Here is a 15173-nt window from a genome sequence, read left to right as displayed (position 1 = left end):
GACGGCGGCCAGCTCGCCTCCCGCCCGCACCCGGCGGAAAGTCTCGGGGGTCACCCCGTCCAGCGACAGCCCGATCCGGTCCACCCCTGCCTCGGTCAGGGACAGGGCGCGTTTCTCGCTGAGCAGCACGCCATTGGTCTGGAAACCGACCCAGCCGCGGGCCGGCATCCGTCCTTTGGCGATGCGGACGAATTCCTCCAGGCGCGGGTGGAGGAGCGGTTCGCCGACGCCGTTGAGAACCAGCGCTTCAACCTTCGGCAGCGCCTCGGCCAGGCGGGCGAAGGTTGTGTCGGCGAGGTCTCCCTCGACCACGCCGCCATCGGCGGTCTGCTTGACGCACATGAAGCAGTTGAGGTTGCAGCGGCTGGTGGTCTCGACGAAGAGCTTGGAGGGGTGGGAGCTGAAGGCGGGATGCTCCCCTGACTCCTTGATTCGATTCAGTTGCATGCTGATCTCCTGTGGTGAAGGTCCATCACCCACCCGCTTTCGGATCCCGGCCCGGACGGCAAGAGGTGAGGAAGGGATGGTTACCATTAATTGCACCTTTTTCTATCCCCTGCCTTGATGCAGGTCAAAGGCGTGGGGGGCGCCTGTTTTTCCGAAAGCGTGGTGAATAGTGCAGGCGAGCTAAGGGGACTCAGCGGGGACGCCTGGAGTTGAAGGCATGAGTCAGGCTTGCCAGGTTGCATGTTGATAGAGGGAAAACGGGGTCAATCAACCGGGGATTTGGCGCTTGCCGGAGTTGCATGAATCGGCTAACGTACTCAACAGGAATGCCCCTGGCAGGGGAGGCTTTGGGCTTGCTTCTTGTCGGCTTAGGGACAAAAAGTAAGGCGTCCTGCCGCTTTTTTGAAGGAGTATCCCCATCAAGAGCCCTGACGCACGGCCGGTCAACGGTCGGCTTCCGAATTCTCCTGGCCGCATAGTCCTGCTGACCGTGCTGGCGATGGTCGCCTTTGCAGGCAACTCGCTGTTGTGCCGCATGGCGCTGAAGCACACCGGCATCGATGCCGCCAGTTTCACCGCCCTGCGACTGCTCTCGGGCGCCTTGGCGCTGGGGCTGATCGTGCGGGTGCGCGGCGGTACGCACGGCGTCGCCGGGACCTGGACCTCCGCCGCCGCCCTGTTCGCCTATGCCGCCGGTTTTTCTTTCGCGTACCTCACGTTGCCGGCTGGAGTCGGAGCGCTGATCCTTTTCGGCGCAGTCCAGGGGACGATGATCGGCTGCGCCCTTTGGTCGGGGGAACGCTTGCGGTGGCTGCAGGTGGTCGGTCTTTCCGGCGCCTTCGCCGGATTGGTGGGCCTGCTCCTGCCGGGTCTCTCGTCGCCGCCGCTGCAGGGCTCGATCCTCATGCTGGGCGCCGGCGTGGCCTGGGGGGTCTATTCCTTGCGCGGTCGCAACTCCGGCGACCCGACCTGCGTTACCGCCGGCAATTTTCTGCGCGCCGTCCCCTTTGCCATCGGCCTGAGCGTGGCGGTGGTCACCCCCATTTCCCTCGACAGCGCCGGGGTCTGGTATGCAATAGCCTCCGGCGCCCTGGCCTCGGGCCTCGGCTATGCCGTCTGGTACAGCGCCGTCACCGGTATGCTGGCGACCACGGCGGCGGCTGTTCAGCTCAGCGTCCCGGTCCTCGCCGCGGCGGGAGGCGTCTTGTTTCTCGGAGAGCCGATCACGCTGCGCCTGTTGTTGAGTTCACTGGCCATCCTGGGCGGGCTTGCGTTGTTTATTGCCCAGCGACGCCGTGCCTGCCAATCCGTAGAGGAAGATCTCGGCTGAGCCGGCTTCGCCCATGCCGCACTGCCGGCTCAGCCCGTCATGCCCCCTCGCGCCTTCCGGTAGAGTCCCCGAAACAACAGGGTTAGCGCCACGCCGGCCACGCCGGCCAGGATGAAGCCGCGTCCGAAGCCGACCGCGCCGATGACCCCGCCCATGCTGGCGGAGCTCAGCATCATCGCCAGGTAGATGCAGGTGCTGTACCCCCCCATGGCCAGGCCGCGCAGTTCCTGCGGCACGACGTCGGCGATCAGGGCGCCGATGGCGGTGAAGGCGACGCCCATGCCGAGGCCGAGGGCCGCGGCGCAGGCCAGGAGCAGCGACAGGGAGGAGAAGAGCCCGAAGATGGTGAGGGCGGCCGTCACCCCGACCAGCCCGGTCAGGACCAGCGTGCTGCGGTCGGCCACCCGGTCGCTGAGGCGTCCGAAGGGAATGCGCGAAAGGCCGTTGGCCGTGGCCTGGGCGGCGAAGATGAGGCCGACGTGGCCGGCGTTCATCCCCAACTCCTTGACGTAGAGGGGGACGAAGGTCAAGAACATGCCGAAGGCGAAGCAGCCGCCGGCGGTGGCGAGGAGGCAGGCGAGGTAGAGACGATTGCGGCCGAGACGCTTGAGGGCGGCGAGGACCGCGAGTTTGATCGCCGGCTCGAGGAGGACAGGCGGAGAGGGGCGCAGGAGGGCGAGAGTAACGAAGAACATGGCGAGGGTCAGCCCTCCCGAGACGAGAAAAACCGGGCGCAGCCCGCAGGCGCGGGCGAGAAAGCCGCCGGCGGCCGGCCCGAGCATCATGGCGACGTTCACCGCCAGGGTGTACCAGCCGTAGGCCCGCCCCAGATGGGTGCGGGGGGCGATGTCGGCGACATAGGACATCATCGAGGGAGAGAAGGCCGCCAGGCCAATGCCGAAGAGCAGGTAGATGATGACCATCTGCCCCGGCGTCGTGCTCAGGTAGAGCAGGAACGATGAGCCGGCGATGACCAGCAGGCCGCCAAGGATGACCGCCCGCCGGCCGAGGCGGTCGGAGAGGAGCCCCGAGGGGATGGAAAGGAGCCCGGCCATGAGCATGAAGGCGGCGTTGATCGTCCCGACCTGGGAGGTGCTCGCCCCGAGCTCGGTGGCGTAAAGAGGAACCACCGGTATGCGCAGGTAGGAGCCGAAGAAGAAGGCGAAGCTCACCGCGCAGCAAATCAGCAGTTGGGCAGTGTAGGAGCGGTTGGCGGGCGCAGCGGATGGAGTCATGTGAAGGCCGAAAGCTTGCAGAGGGTCACCATGTCGACATCGTCAATCCCGCAAATAACACCGCCCCCATTCGCACATCTGCTCAAGGATGGGAAAGATACTTTTCCCCTTTTCGGTCAGCGAATACTCCACCTTGGGCGGTACCTGGGGGTATACTTTGCGGTGCACCAGCCCGTCGGCCTCCAGTTCGCGCAGCTGCTGGGTCAGCATTTTGCGGGTGATGTCGGAAAACTGCCGCTGCAGGTCGGAAAACCGCATGGTTTCCTGCGCCAGGTGCCAGAGGATCGACGCCTTCCATTTCCCGCCGACCACCGCCAGGGTGACGTCGATGCCGCACTTGTACGCTTTCTCCCGATAGATCATGAGCTTCGCTGCCGGTTCGGTTGCATGTCAACTCTCCGCTTGTTTTTCAGTTCCAAAATAGGAACTACGTTTAATTCAGGATACTACGTTACAAATAAGTCCGTTATTGACGTTTTGATTCATATGGCCAAATATAGCCCGGCAGCTCGCGAAAGAAAAGAGCTCTTTTGGCAACCATTAACCCAACGGGAGGAAAGATTTATGAAAGCGCTGGCATTCAATGGAAGCCCCAAAAACGAAGGGAACACCTTTCATGCCATTAGCATGGTGGCCGCTGAACTGGAAAAGGAGGGAATCGAGACGGAAATCGTCCAGGTCGGGAACAAGGTGGTCAGAGGCTGTACCGCCTGCGGCCAGTGCATCAAAAACAAAAATGAACAATGCGTGCTGCCTGGCGATGAGGTCAATGAGTGGATCCAGAAAATGAAGCATGCCGATGGAATCATTTTAGGCTCTCCCGTTCACTACGCGGCGATGGGCGGAACCATGAAATCCTTTCTGGATCGGGCCTTCTATGTGACCGGCGTCAATGGCGGCATGCTGCGCCACAAGGTCGGTGCGGCGGTGGTCGCGGTACGGCGTTCCGGGGGGCTGCCCACCTTCGACCAACTGAACAATTATCTCTGCTATTCCGAAATGTTGATCCCGACGTCCAATTACTGGAACGTGATCCATGGAGCCCGGCCGGGAGAAGTGACACAGGATGCAGAGGGGGCACAGATCATGCGGGTGCTGGGCCGGAACATGGCGTGGCTGATGAAGCTGGTCGAAAACGGCAAAGGCACGGTTGCCCCGCCGCAGAGAGAGGCCAAAATCTATATGAACTTCGTTCGCTGACGCGGCGGCCGCCTTTGTGCCCCTGCGCGCCCACCTCCTCGGCCAGGCTATCCCCCCCGAACGGGATTCCGGGTGCTGGACGAGCGGCAGGACCAGGTCAACTCCCCATGACTGCTGCTTCCCGGCCCTGAAAATTCCCTCGTTCCGTGTCTGCAACGCAAACGGGCCTGCTTCGTCAGCAGGCCCGTCTCCATGCTGCCCTCTTTTGCCGTTTGCCTAATGCCGGACCGAAAAACTCACCACCTTCGGTTGGGCCAGTCGGGCGAAATCGGCGTAGCGCATCAGCACCAGGTCGGTATGGGTGCCGGCGTTGAAGGCGATCTCCGTGTCCTCGGCCAGGGTGGCGGCGACGAAGACGTCCATGCCGTAGAGATTGCCGAAGGGGGGCATGGCGCCGATCTCGTAACCGGGGAAGCGTCCCCTGAAATCCTCCTCGGCGGCGAGAATCGCCTTGCGCGCCCCGGTCACCTCCCGCAACCGGTCGAGATCGACCTTTTCGGGGGCGGGGAGCACGGCCATGGCCAGCTTGCCGTCGAGCTTGACCATGACGGTCTTCGCCAGGTTCTTGCCGGGGATGTGGGCCGAGGCGGCGATCTCCTCCGCGGTGAAGGCGGGGGCGTGGGTGAGGGTCGAGTAGCGGATGTGTTCCTTGTCGAGAAACGCTTTCAATCCTTTGGCCAACATGGCGGTCTCCTTTCCTTGTGGTCTCCTCTCTGCTTATATCCCCATTATAGCAGCGATAAATCAAGATGTTAGCCGGTCGGTGCTGGTAGTTGGGGGCCAGACACCCGGGTTGACAAGAGGAGTGGCTAAAGTATCCTCTTCCCAAGGGCTGAAAATGTCACACGCGCTCATGCCAGGCCTGACTTCGGTCGCTTGCCGTGTCGGCTGGTCCTCTGCCAGTGCCAGCCTGGCAACCTGGATGTTTGAACCGATTGCTTATCCAGAGGGAGAGTCACCCATGAAAAAAACATACGTCGGAGGCTGTCACTGTGGCGCGGTCCGCTATGAAGCGGACATCGATCTGAGCGCAGGTACTCTCAAATGCAACTGTTCGATATGCACCAAGGTGAGAAACTGGCTCGTCTTCGTCAAGCCGGACGAATTTCGGCTGCGGGCGGGCGAAACCGAACTCTCCGATTATCAGTTCGGCGCCAAGAGAATCCACCACCTGTTCTGCAAGCATTGCGGCGTGCACTCCTTCGGCTGGGCCGACGCCCCGGAACTGGGCGGCAAGTCCTACGCCGTCAACGTTAATTGCCTCGCTGACGTGAATATCGATGAACTCGTCAGCGCGCCGATCAACTACGTCGACGGGCGTAACGACAATTGGAAGTCGCCGCCGGCCGAGACCCGGCACCTTTGAGGGTTGGCTCTGGCACGCATGGCAGCCCGGGCCTGGCCGGCCAGGGGGAAAATCCCGCGTATCAGGAGAAATGCCGAAAGCCGCGACGTGAGTCGCGGCTTTTGTTGTTTCAGGCCGGGGAAGGGTGAATCAGAAGCGGAGCCAGAGGAGGAAGGAAAAGCTGAAGGCCGCCAGAACGCTGCCAGCCAGGGCGTAGAGCAGGTAATCGAAAATACCGTGCTCCTTGTCGGGTCCGTCATTGCTTCTGAATTGACTCATATCTGCTCCTGTGACGTAAAATGCGAGTGCTACGCGACTAGCAACATTGGTGCCAGTTGAATTGCTATTCTCCATGGGGGGGTAACCCTGCAAATTTACATTTTTTTTCGCGGTGAGCCGAATAGTCAGGGCAATTTGCGGTTCAGAATGCCGTCATAAGACTTTGACTGCCGGCCGATTGACTTTGTGCCGGGAGGAACCCGGGGCGGATAAGTCTGTTTGCGAGTGGATTACTCAATTGAAAAAGACTCGCAAAGGAACTAAACTTCATCGGTAGCACGAATAGAAAAAAAGTAGCAAACCACACGAATCAAAATACCGTTGTTGACATAAGGAGGTACAAGCCGATGCACATGGCCGACGCCCTTCTCTCGCCGGCGGTCGGCGCCGCGATGTGGGCCGCAGCGGCCGGCGCCATCGCCTGCTGTGCGAAAAAAGTGAAGGACGATCTCGATGATCGCAGGGTGCCGCTCATGGGGGTGCTGGGCGCCTTTGTCTTCGCTGTCCAGATGGTCAATTTCACCATTCCCGGAACGGGTTCCAGCGGGCATCTGGGTGGCGGCATGCTCCTGGCTATCCTCCTGGGCCCCGCTGCCGCCCTGATCACCATGGCCTCGGTCCTGACCGTGCAGGCGCTGTTCTTCGCCGACGGCGGCCTGTTGGCCCTCGGCAGCAATATTTTCAATCTCGGTGCCTTGCCCTGCTTTGTCGCCTACCCGCTGATCTACCGGAAGATAGCCGGGGGCTCCCCGGCCCGCCGTCGGATCCTGGTCGGTTCTCTGCTGGCCGCCGTCACCGGCTTGCAGTTGGGAGCCTTCGGCGTGGTGCTGGAAACGTCGCTCTCGGGAATCTCGGAGCTTCCACCGGGGACCTTTGCGCTGCTCATGCAGCCCATCCACCTGGCTATCGGCATAGTCGAGGGACTGGTAACGGCCGCCGTCGTGACCCTTGTCTGGCAAGCCCGGCCCGAAGTCCTCGCAGCGGCTGGACGCCCGGGCGGATCAGGCTCATGGCGGGGGGTGCTGGCGGCGCTGGCGGTGGTGACCGTGCTGACGGCGGGGTGCCTCTCCTGGTTCGCCTCGGTACACCCCGATGGCCTGGAATGGGCGGTCTCCCGGGTGACCGGGAGCGCGGAGCTTGCCGGGCAAGAAGGGCGACTCCACTCCGTGTTGGCCGGCCTGCAGGCACGCACATCGGTGTTTCCCGATTACAGCTTCGGGACGCCGGAGGTCGAACAGGAACCGGCCGTTGCCGAAGCGGGAGCTTCGATCGCCGGTCTCGTCGGGGGGGGGCTGACTCTGCTCCTTTCCGGGCTGGCCGGATTGCTGCTGAAAAAACGGCTGCGGAGCCCCTGACCGTTTGTTGCAGAGTTTTTCGCGAGAGCAGCTCGAACCCGCCGTTCCCTTGTCTGGATCGGCGGGTTTTCCTTTGGCCGGCAAGGGAATGGTAAAAGGGGCGGCGCCGCCGTCAGAGTCGCTGGCGGGCCACCAGGCGGGCGCGGGGGAGAGGGACGTTAAGACCGGTCAGGCGGAAATGGCTGTGGCGCCAGCCCTCTTCGTCCAGGTTCAGGCAGTCGAGCAGCTGCGGGTCGGGGCCTTGCGCGAGATACTGTTCCTGCAGGCGGGCGATGATCCGGTTGTAGCCGTTGCGCGATGAGCCGTGGGCAAAGTTGCGTCCGGGAAAGCGGCGCAGGTCGCCATTGCACGCTTCGGCGATGTGGTAGAGCTCATGGATGACGGTAGCGAGTTTCTGCTCGCGGCCGAGACGCAGGAAGCGCGGCACCATCAGGTAGATCAGGTAGAGGATCTCCCGCCCCTCGTGGCTGAGGGAAGGGAGGCGGAAGGTTTCAAGGTAGCGGCCGCGCCGCCGGCTATGCTCGGTCGCGCCGGCGGCGAAACGCAGCGGGGCGATGCGGGCATAGACGCCGTGGCTGCCGTCGGCGCGCGAACGGGAGAGGCAGACGAGGAGACGCTGCGGATCGATGTGCCCCAGTTCCGGGACGCGCCGGCAGATGTCGGCGGCCAGGGAGGCGCAGGCCGCCGACAGATCGATCGTTGGAACCGAAGCCACGGGGCGACTTGGCCTAATGCCCCTGCAGCTTGTGGCAGAAGAGGCAGCGCATGGGGGCGCTTCCCGGTTTGGCCGGGTGGTTGGCCGGGAAGGGGATTTTTACCCCGTCATGGCAGTCGGCGCAATGAGGGTCGACGTCGATCTTTTTCTGGCCCGAATCGATCATGTCGTAGAACGGCCGGTGTGCCTCATCGAGCGGCACCCTCGTGGTTTTCTCCTCGCCGGAGATGGCGATAAAGATGCCGAAGACGGCGGCAATGATGGCAATGAAAATCCAGTCACGTTTTTTGAGAGCCATGGTTTACCTTTCCCGATGGATTACCGGCCGGCCAGCACCGCGCAGCCGATCGCGCCGTTGTGCTGAGGATGCTTGGGGACGATGATATCCGCCCCGCTCGCCTCTTGCAAGAGTTCCTTGAAGGCAGGGCTCTTTGCCACGCCGCCGGTCAGAACGATGGTGTCGGTGGGGAAGCGCCGCAGCATCGGTGCCACTCGCTTGATCAGTGTGTTGTTTACACCGGCGCAGAGCCGCTCGAGGGAGTGCCCCTCGATGATCTTGCCGATCAGTTCGCTTTCGCCGAAGATGCCGCAGGTTGCGTCGAGGGGGACCGGATCGCGGTAGTGGCGCGAGAGATCCTCCAGCGAGATGTCGAGCACCTTGGCCATGTTCTCCAGGTACCGCCCGGAGGAGGCGGCGCATTTGTCGTTCATGACGAAGTCGACGAGAATCCCGTTTTCCAGGCGCGCGACCTTGGAGTCCTGCCCGCCCATGTCGAGCAGGGTGAAGGTGTCGAGGTCGGTCTGGAAGCGGGCCCCGGCCACATGCGCCTGGATTTCCGGAACGACCCGGGCACCCTCCAGGTCGATGGTGTTGCGTCCGTAGCCGGTTGCCACCAGGGCCGCCGCCCGGCGCTCCTCGGCGGCGAGCAGCCCCATGGCGTCGAAGTCGAGGGTCAGTTTGCCGCCGCGCATGCCGCCGTAGAGCTTGTAGAAGGGGATGGTGTCGAAGACCTTCAACCAGACAATCTTGTGGCCGTCGAGGAGGGCGAACTTGGCCTGCCGACTGCCGAGGTCGATGCCGAGTCCGGTCACGGTTTCCTCGCCTTGAGCATCTCAATGAACCCTTCGAGGCGGATGCGGGTGCGGGCATCCAGTAGGCCGGGGCGGTCCCCTTCCAGGGTGAGGATCGGCGTCTTGAGGCGCTGGCGGACGATCAGATCCTCGATCTGCCGGAAGCAGAAGGCCTGAACGTAATGAATGACGCCGTCGACCCGGCGCCGGGCGATCTCGGTCTCGATGTCGGCCAGGCGGGTGAAGATGTCGTAGGGGTAGGTATAGCGCCGGTACTGCTCAACCAGGGAGTCGACGGGGTAGGGCATGGAGAACTGGCGCTGGGTTTCGTTGAAGACGACCCGGGCGCCCATCCCTTCGAGGGTTTCATAGAGATCGGCGAAGATCGGCGGCACACCGATGTAGGCCAGTCGCAAACTCTGGCGAAGCGGCTGCCGCCGGCCGGCCTCGGCCAGGAAGGTGTCGACCTCGGCCTCGAAAGCATCGACGTCGCCGTTCATGTCCGAGGTGCAGACCTGGAAGGTGTGGCTTTCACTTCCGCTCACCCGGTCCTCCTGCCAGTTCAGCCGGTCGATCTCGTGCACCTTGCCGCGCACCCGTTCCAGGCGCACCCTGGCCGCTTCGCACTGGTGCAAAGTGACGCCGAAGTGGCGGGCCAGTTTGTCGATCTCGTGGGTCAGGGTCTCGGCCGAGCGGTCAAAAGGGTAGGCAAAGGGAACGGTGGTCACCCCCTGCAGGGTCAGCACCTCCATCAGCGCCTTGGTGTTCGAGCAGTCCCCTTCGGTGACCGCCACAATCTCCTTGATGTCGTGCCGCCGGACGACGCCGTAAAGCCCCTTGATCCAGCCGCAGATGTTGCGGGGAAACCCCGCCACCTCGGCATCCTCGATAAGCCCCTGGGGGTCGGGATCGGTGATGAAGATGTTGTTGAGGTCGACGGGCCGCCGTTCAGCGGCGATCAGGACCTCGAGAGGGATGGTGGTGGTGAATCCGACCATGGGCAACTGCCGGGATGAAGCATGCAAAAGGAATCAGTCCGTTTTGATGAAGAGCAGGTAGATGACGACAGAGACGATGGCCACCCCGCCGATAACGAAGACGATCAGCGTATTGTCGGTCATGGCCGTCAGCGATGTTTCCTGTTGCAGGGTATAGGAAATCAGACCGACAAAGCCGGTGACGCTCACGATCGTCGCCAGCAGCACCCGCCACTTCATGAACAGGGCGAGCAGCGCCAGCGCCGCGGTTATGCCCAGGAAAACCGGGTTGTGGATCAACTCCCCGGCGTTCATCTCCTTGAGGAAGGCGATCACCCGGGTGGTTTCAAAATGCTGTAGAAAATCGATGAGAGAGATATACTCCATCGCCGCTGCAATCCTCCGCTGGATCGATGACATTCCTGGTCCATCAATCGCTAGAACATAGCAGGTTTTTCCCCAAAGGCAAAGCTTAAAAACAGGCATTTTCCTTGACATTTCCGCCCGCTTGCTCTTAAATGCTCCCCTGTTGTCATCAGCCTGAAAAGAGAAAAGTCGTGTCTGAACGTGCCATCGGAGTGTTCGATTCGGGAGTCGGCGGGCTGACCGTTTTCAAGGAACTCCTGCGCCTGCTGCCCGGCGAACAACTCATCTATCTCGGGGATACGGCGCGGGTCCCCTACGGGACCAAGAGCCCGCGAACGGTCCTGCGCTATGCCATGGAGGCCTCCGCGTTCCTGGTCGAGCAGGGAGTGAAGATGCTGGTTGTGGCCTGCAACACCGCTTCTTCGGTGGCCCTGCCGGCGCTGGAGGAGCGCTTCAGTCTGCCGGTCATCGGCGTCATCGAACCCGGTGCCCGCCGGGCGCTCCAGCTCACCGGCAACCGCCGGGTCGGAGTCATCGGCACCGAGGGAACGGTGAAGAGCGGCGCCTACACCCGGGCCATCCACGCCCACGACCCCGGGGTCGAAGTCTTCACTGCGCCCTGCCCGCTGTTCGTGCCGCTGGCCGAAGAGGGGTGGGCGAGCCATCCCGTTGCCCGGCTCGCGGCCGCCGAATATCTGGCGCCCCTGCAGGAACACGGAATCGACACCCTGGTTCTCGGCTGCACCCATTATCCTCTCCTCAAGGCAACCCTGCACCAGGTTCTCGGTGACGGGGTTGAGCTGGTTGACTCGGCGGAAGAAACCGCCCGCGTGGTGGCGGCGCTGCTCGCGGCCCGACAACTCTCCCGTTGCAGCCCGCCGGGCGCCCCACGATTCTTCGTCACCGATGTGCCCACCCGCTTCGAGCGGGTCGGCGGCGCCTTTCTCGGCGCCGCCCTGCAGGGGGTGGAACAGGTTGAGCTGGACTAGGCAGCTGTTCCCGTCGAGTATGCGGCGCCCGTCCCTGTGTCCTGATGTCTGCTTTGTTTCCTTGGCAACATCCATTCTAGAGGGATTTCCGTTATGAAAGGCAAATCCTGGCGTGGCCGCCTCGTCCTGCTGGCCTTCCTGTTCATCCTGCTGACCTTCGGTCTTCTCGTCGCCCGCAAGTACCTCTCAACGCCGCCCTCGGGACCGGAGCCGGCGACGGTCGTCTCGGAGCCGAAGCAGTTGCGCGAGGTGGTACTGTATTTCGGCAGTCCCGACGGCAGCTTTCTGGTCGCCGAGGCCCGCCAGATCGAGGACTGTCTGACCGAAGCCGATTGCCTCCGGGCAACCGTCCAGTCCCTGGTGGACGGCCCCCTCACCGACCTGGTTGCCGTTCTCCCTTCGCATGCACAGGTCCGCGGTGTCACTGCAAGTGACGGGACCGCCACCATCGATTTCAGCCGCGATCTGGTGAGTGGGCATCCCGGCGGCAGTGTTTCCGAACTGCTGACCATATACAGCCTCGCCGACACGCTGGCCGAAAACTTCCCCCATCTCCGCCAGGTGCGTATTCTGGTGGAGGGAGAACCGGTCGAAACCCTGAAAGGGCACGTCGACCTGCGCGAGCCGGTCAAGGCCGATTTCAGCTTTACCCACCCTCCCGAAGGTTCGGCAACGGCAGCGCAGACGCCGGTGGCCCCCGAGGGGAAACCGGCTGCAGAGCCGGGGAGGAATTCACAATGAATGCATTCAGAGAAGCCCTGCGGCAGCGGGTGCTGGTGCTCGACGGCGCCATGGGAACCATGCTCCAGGAACGTGGCCTGCAGCCCGGCGGCTGTCCGGAGGAGATGAACCTGAACGCCCCCGAGGTGGTGGCGGGCGTACACCGGGAATATGCCGACGTCGGCGCCGACATCATCGTCACCAACACCTTCGGCGGCAGCCGGGTCAAGCTGGCCCACTACCGGCTCGAAGACCGGGTAGCCGAAATCAATGCCCGCGGAGTGGAAATTGCCCGCCGGGCGGCGGGAGCCGGGCGTTTCGTGGCGGCCTCCATTGGCCCGACCGGCCGCTTTCTCGAACCGGTGGGAGACGCCGGTTTCGATGAAATGGTCGAGATTTTCGGTGAGCAGGTGAGCGCTTTTGCCGCCGCCGGGGCCGATCTCGTCACCCTCGAAACCTTTCTCGACATTCGCGAACTGCGCGCCGCCGCGATCGCCTGCCGGGAATTCTCCGATCTGCCGGTGATGGCTCTGATGACCTTCGACGACGGTGGCCGTTCGGTCCTCGGCACCCCGCCCGAGGCGGCGGCGGTGACTCTCGACGCCCTCGGCGTCGATGTGATCGGTTCGAATTGCGGACTGGGGGTGGACGGCATCTTCGCCATTCTCGAGAAGATGCGGTCGGTGACGCCTCGCCCGCTGATATCCCAGGCCAACGCCGGGCTGCCGACGCTGGTCGACGGGCGCACGGTCTTCCCTGGCACTCCCGAGGAGATGACCGCCTATCATGACCGGATGATCGCCCTCGGGGTGCGGGTCATCGGCGGCTGTTGCGGTACGACCCCTGCCCACATCGGCGCCATCCGGACGGCGCTCGACGGCAAGTCCCAGGCCTGGACGCCGCCGCCCCGGCGCGGCTATCTCTCCAGCCGCACCGCTGCTGTTCCCCTGGGGGGCGGGGCACCCTGTGCGATTATCGGCGAGCGCATCAACCCGACCGGCAAAAAGCTCTACAGCCAGGAATTGCGGGAGGGGAAGACCGCTTACATCCGCCGCGAGGCGCAGGAGCAGGCGGCGCTCGGCGCCAGCCTGCTCGACGTCAACTGCGGCGTGCCGGGGGTCGACGAGCCGGCGGCCCTGGAGCGAGCGGTCTTTGCCGTCACCGGGGTCTCCTCGCTGCCGCTGGTCCTCGACTCCTCCGATCCAGCGGCCCTGGAGCGCGGCCTCAAGGCCGCCGATGGCAAGGTGCTGATCAACTCCGTCTCCGGTGAGGAGAAGAGCCTCAAAGCCATTCTGCCGCTGGCCCGCAAGTACGGCGCCGCCGTCATTGGCCTGGCCCTGGATAATTCGGGCATTCCGGAGACCGCCGAGGGCCGCCTGGCGGTGGCGCGCAGGATACTGGCGGCGGCGACTGCTGTCGGTCTGCCACCGCAGGATCTGGTCATCGACTGCCTGACCCTCACTGTCTCGGCCGAACAGAAGCGCGCCATGGAGACGCTGCGGGCGGTGCAGGCGGTGAAGGGCGAACTAGGGCTGGCCACCGTCCTCGGGGTGAGCAACATCTCCTTCGGCCTTCCCTGCCGTCCGGTCCTTTCGGCCACCTTTTTCGCCATGGCGCTTGCCGCCGGTCTCGATGCGGCGATCATCAATCCCAGGGAAGAGAAGATGATGGATGCCTACCGGGCGGCCATGGTGCTGCTGGGGCATGACGAGCGGGCCGAAGAGTACATCTCCTGCTACGCCGCCGCCCTATCTCCGCCCGCCGTTCCGGCTGCCGAAACGGGGAGGGAAGTCGGCATTCGCGAGCGTCTGGCCGCCGCCATCATCGAAGGGGACCGGGAAGGGATCGTTCCCCTGGTCGAGGCGGCCCTGGCCGAGGGACTCTCGCCGCTGGCGATCAGCAACGAAGGGCTGTTGCCCGGCCTCGAAGAGGTGGGTCGGCGCTTCGGCAGAAACCAGGTCTTTCTCCCCCAGGTGATGCTCTCCGCCGAAACCATGCAGGCCGCCTTCGCCCGGCTCAAGGCCGAGATGTCGGGCGAGCGGGCGGCAAGCCTGGGGAAGATACTCATGGCGACCGTCGAGGGAGACATCCACGATATCGGCAAGAACATCGTCTGCACCCTGCTGGAGAACCACGGCTTCGAGGTGACCGACCTGGGGAAAAACGTCCCTGCCCGGCGTATCATCGACGAGGCGCGAGCGCTTCAGGTCGACGCCGTCGGTCTCTCCGCCCTGATGACCACCACCCTCAACCAGATGCAGATCACCATCGCCCAGCTTCGCGAGGCCGGAATCAAGGTCTTCACCATGGTGGGCGGGGCGGTGGTCACCCAGGAGTATGCCGATTCCATCGGCGCCGACCTCTATGCGGCCGACGCTCTGGAAGCGGTGGCGAAGGTCAAGGAACTGCTGGGTCCCGGGCAGAAGGCGAAAGCTTAAAAGCGAAGGGGAAAACCTTTTACCTTTCGCCTTTTGCCTTATCTATCCTTTCATATTGCGCCATTTCGCGGACTGTGTTAACAATAGTCCCGTTTCACTACTCTTTTTGCGAGCGTGGCATGGTCGTCGGCTTCAACCACAACTTCCGTTACAGGGGTGAACTTTTCCACGTCCAGACCGAGGACAGTGGTTTGAAGAGTCCCCATATCATCACCCTGCTCTATCGGGGGGGGACGATCCTGGCTTCGAAGAAGACTTCCTACGCCGACATCACCAAGGTTGACCGGCTGGAGCAGGTGGTCGAAGAGCTGATGAAGGAACAGCATCGGGAAATGCTGAGCCGGCTCAAGGGCGGCGAATTCGACGAAATCATCGCCGGCCAACGGCCTGCCGCCGCCCCGGCAGCCGCTCCCGCGGCCGTCGTCCCGCCACCCTCGCCCCCAGCACGGTCCGAGCCGCAATCCAAACCCATGCCCGAACCGGCGCCGGTTGCCGGCCGCGTACAGCGGCCGACGGTTCACGAAGGCAATCTCGACGAGATTATCCTCTCCTACCTGATGGGGGATGACGAGGAGAAGAAAGCATGACAACGACCCAGGAGGCGATCGGCCTCTTTGCCCTGCGGGATTCGAAAAAACAGATGGGAGTAGCTGCCTGATGCTGACCGAACAGACCGTCCGGGAACTGGAACAGACCGCCCGGAACC

18 protein-coding genes are annotated in these 15173 nt (G+C 63.3%); 8 read left to right on the top strand and 10 right to left on the bottom strand.

The features are described from left to right. A partial coding sequence (locus VD811_06600; GenBank protein ID HXV20640.1) for a radical SAM protein occupies positions 1 to 447 on the bottom strand: 447 nt, incomplete at its 3' end. A 499-nt stretch (positions 448 to 946) separates the two neighbouring features. Here VD811_06600 and VD811_06595 point away from each other — a divergent pair. Next, positions 947 to 1777: a DMT family transporter gene (locus tag VD811_06595; protein ID HXV20639.1), complete on the top strand. Its 831-nt coding sequence runs from the start codon at positions 947 to 949 to the stop codon at positions 1775 to 1777. 29 nt (positions 1778 to 1806) lie between these two features. Here the strand turns inward: VD811_06595 and VD811_06590 are convergent, their stop codons facing one another. Both VD811_06590 and VD811_06585 read right to left on the bottom strand, forming a co-directional pair. Continuing rightward, a complete protein-coding gene (locus tag VD811_06590) occupies positions 1807 to 3012 on the bottom strand; it encodes an MFS transporter (protein HXV20638.1) in 1206 nt (401 codons plus the stop codon). A 42-nt stretch (positions 3013 to 3054) separates the two neighbouring features. Next, positions 3055 to 3375 carry a helix-turn-helix domain-containing protein gene (locus tag VD811_06585; GenBank protein ID HXV20637.1) on the bottom strand — a complete coding sequence of 107 codons (321 nt, stop codon included), beginning with the start codon at positions 3373 to 3375 and terminating at the stop codon, positions 3055 to 3057. Between the two features lie 201 nt (positions 3376 to 3576). On the opposite strand from VD811_06585, the gene VD811_06580 reads away from it, so the two are divergent. Further along, a complete protein-coding gene (locus tag VD811_06580; GenBank protein HXV20636.1) occupies positions 3577 to 4212 on the top strand; it encodes a flavodoxin family protein in 636 nt (211 codons plus the stop codon). 216 nt (positions 4213 to 4428) lie between these two features. On the opposite strand, the gene VD811_06575 is transcribed toward VD811_06580, so the two are convergent. Further along, positions 4429 to 4896: a YbaK/EbsC family protein gene (locus VD811_06575; GenBank protein ID HXV20635.1), complete on the bottom strand. Its 468-nt coding sequence runs from the start codon at positions 4894 to 4896 to the stop codon at positions 4429 to 4431. Positions 4897 to 5173: 277 nt separating this feature from the next. Here VD811_06575 and VD811_06570 point away from each other — a divergent pair, with 277 nt between their 5' ends. After that, a complete protein-coding gene (locus VD811_06570; GenBank protein HXV20634.1) occupies positions 5174 to 5578 on the top strand; it encodes a GFA family protein in 405 nt (134 codons plus the stop codon). A 129-nt stretch (positions 5579 to 5707) separates the two neighbouring features. On the opposite strand, the gene VD811_06565 is transcribed toward VD811_06570, so the two are convergent. After that, the gene (locus VD811_06565) at positions 5708 to 5836 is read right to left on the bottom strand and encodes a hypothetical protein (protein HXV20633.1); all 129 of its coding nucleotides are present in this window, start codon (positions 5834 to 5836) and stop codon (positions 5708 to 5710) included. A gap of 347 nt (positions 5837 to 6183) precedes the next feature. On the opposite strand from VD811_06565, the gene VD811_06560 reads away from it, so the two are divergent. After that, the gene (locus VD811_06560) at positions 6184 to 7191 is read left to right on the top strand and encodes an energy-coupling factor ABC transporter permease (GenBank protein ID HXV20632.1); all 1008 of its coding nucleotides are present in this window, start codon (positions 6184 to 6186) and stop codon (positions 7189 to 7191) included. A gap of 112 nt (positions 7192 to 7303) precedes the next feature. On the opposite strand, the gene VD811_06555 is transcribed toward VD811_06560, so the two are convergent. Genes VD811_06555 through VD811_06535 form a run of 5 tightly spaced genes read right to left on the bottom strand, consistent with a single transcriptional unit; the run spans position 7304 to position 10341 of the window. Beyond that, complete coding sequence (locus tag VD811_06555; GenBank protein ID HXV20631.1) at positions 7304 to 7906, bottom strand: putative metallopeptidase; 603 nt, start codon at positions 7904 to 7906, stop codon at positions 7304 to 7306. 13 nt (positions 7907 to 7919) lie between these two features. Then, positions 7920 to 8204 carry a hypothetical protein gene (locus VD811_06550; protein ID HXV20630.1) on the bottom strand — a complete coding sequence of 95 codons (285 nt, stop codon included), beginning with the start codon at positions 8202 to 8204 and terminating at the stop codon, positions 7920 to 7922. A 20-nt stretch (positions 8205 to 8224) separates the two neighbouring features. Then, a complete protein-coding gene (locus VD811_06545; GenBank protein ID HXV20629.1) occupies positions 8225 to 8998 on the bottom strand; it encodes an acyl-CoA dehydratase activase in 774 nt (257 codons plus the stop codon). Continuing rightward, positions 8995 to 9975 (bottom strand): 2-hydroxyacyl-CoA dehydratase, encoded by a 981-nt coding sequence (locus tag VD811_06540; protein ID HXV20628.1) that lies wholly within the window; start codon positions 9973 to 9975, stop codon positions 8995 to 8997. Before VD811_06540 ends, VD811_06545 begins: the two co-directional genes overlap by 4 nt. A 33-nt stretch (positions 9976 to 10008) precedes the next feature. Continuing rightward, entirely contained in the window at positions 10009 to 10341 is a 333-nt protein-coding gene (locus VD811_06535; GenBank protein ID HXV20627.1) for a hypothetical protein, read from the bottom strand. 170 nt (positions 10342 to 10511) lie between these two features. Between VD811_06535 and murI the strand changes: the two genes are divergently transcribed. The 4 genes from murI to VD811_06515 all read left to right on the top strand — a co-directional run bounded on the left by murI (position 10512) and on the right by VD811_06515 (position 15054). After that, positions 10512 to 11309, top strand: coding sequence for a glutamate racemase (gene murI / locus VD811_06530; protein HXV20626.1), 798 nt, complete (start codon positions 10512 to 10514; stop codon positions 11307 to 11309). A gap of 93 nt (positions 11310 to 11402) precedes the next feature. Next, positions 11403 to 12050, top strand: coding sequence for a GerMN domain-containing protein (locus tag VD811_06525; GenBank protein HXV20625.1), 648 nt, complete (start codon positions 11403 to 11405; stop codon positions 12048 to 12050). Then, positions 12047 to 14467, top strand: coding sequence for a homocysteine S-methyltransferase family protein (locus tag VD811_06520; GenBank protein ID HXV20624.1), 2421 nt, complete (start codon positions 12047 to 12049; stop codon positions 14465 to 14467). The genes VD811_06525 and VD811_06520 overlap by 4 nt, the downstream gene beginning before the upstream one ends. Before the next feature lie 119 nt (positions 14468 to 14586). Next, positions 14587 to 15054 (top strand): hypothetical protein, encoded by a 468-nt coding sequence (locus VD811_06515; protein ID HXV20623.1) that lies wholly within the window; start codon positions 14587 to 14589, stop codon positions 15052 to 15054. Positions 15055 to 15173 lie beyond the last annotated feature (119 nt).

It is taken from the genome of Desulfuromonadales bacterium (assembly GCA_035620395.1).
Lineage (GTDB): Bacteria > Desulfobacterota > Desulfuromonadia > Desulfuromonadales > DASPGW01 > DASPGW01.
The sequence above is the reverse complement of the archived record's forward strand: the minus strand, read 5'-3'. Positions and strand labels throughout refer to the sequence as shown.

Bases quoted from the DNA above. Each gene is read 5' to 3' on its own strand.
- VD811_06550 (HXV20630.1), bottom strand. From the start codon at position 8,204: ATGGCTCTCAAAAAACGTGACTGGATTTTCATTGCCATCATTGCCGCC.
- VD811_06525 (HXV20625.1), top strand. From the start codon at position 11,403: ATGAAAGGCAAATCCTGGCGTGGCCGCCTCGTCCTGCTGGCCTTCCTG.
- VD811_06585 (HXV20637.1), bottom strand. From the start codon at position 3,375: ATGATCTATCGGGAGAAAGCGTACAAGTGCGGCATCGACGTCACCCTG.
- VD811_06590 (HXV20638.1), bottom strand. From the start codon at position 3,012: ATGACTCCATCCGCTGCGCCCGCCAACCGCTCCTACACTGCCCAACTG.
- VD811_06535 (HXV20627.1), bottom strand. From the start codon at position 10,341: ATGGAGTATATCTCTCTCATCGATTTTCTACAGCATTTTGAAACCACC.
- VD811_06570 (HXV20634.1), top strand. From the start codon at position 5,174: ATGAAAAAAACATACGTCGGAGGCTGTCACTGTGGCGCGGTCCGCTAT.
- VD811_06520 (HXV20624.1), top strand. From the start codon at position 12,047: ATGAATGCATTCAGAGAAGCCCTGCGGCAGCGGGTGCTGGTGCTCGAC.
- VD811_06560 (HXV20632.1), top strand. From the start codon at position 6,184: ATGCACATGGCCGACGCCCTTCTCTCGCCGGCGGTCGGCGCCGCGATG.
- VD811_06575 (HXV20635.1), bottom strand. From the start codon at position 4,896: ATGTTGGCCAAAGGATTGAAAGCGTTTCTCGACAAGGAACACATCCGC.
- VD811_06580 (HXV20636.1), top strand. From the start codon at position 3,577: ATGAAAGCGCTGGCATTCAATGGAAGCCCCAAAAACGAAGGGAACACC.
- VD811_06565 (HXV20633.1), bottom strand. From the start codon at position 5,836: ATGAGTCAATTCAGAAGCAATGACGGACCCGACAAGGAGCACGGTATT.
- VD811_06515 (HXV20623.1), top strand. From the start codon at position 14,587: ATGGTCGTCGGCTTCAACCACAACTTCCGTTACAGGGGTGAACTTTTC.
- VD811_06540 (HXV20628.1), bottom strand. From the start codon at position 9,975: ATGGTCGGATTCACCACCACCATCCCTCTCGAGGTCCTGATCGCCGCT.
- VD811_06595 (HXV20639.1), top strand. From the start codon at position 947: ATGGTCGCCTTTGCAGGCAACTCGCTGTTGTGCCGCATGGCGCTGAAG.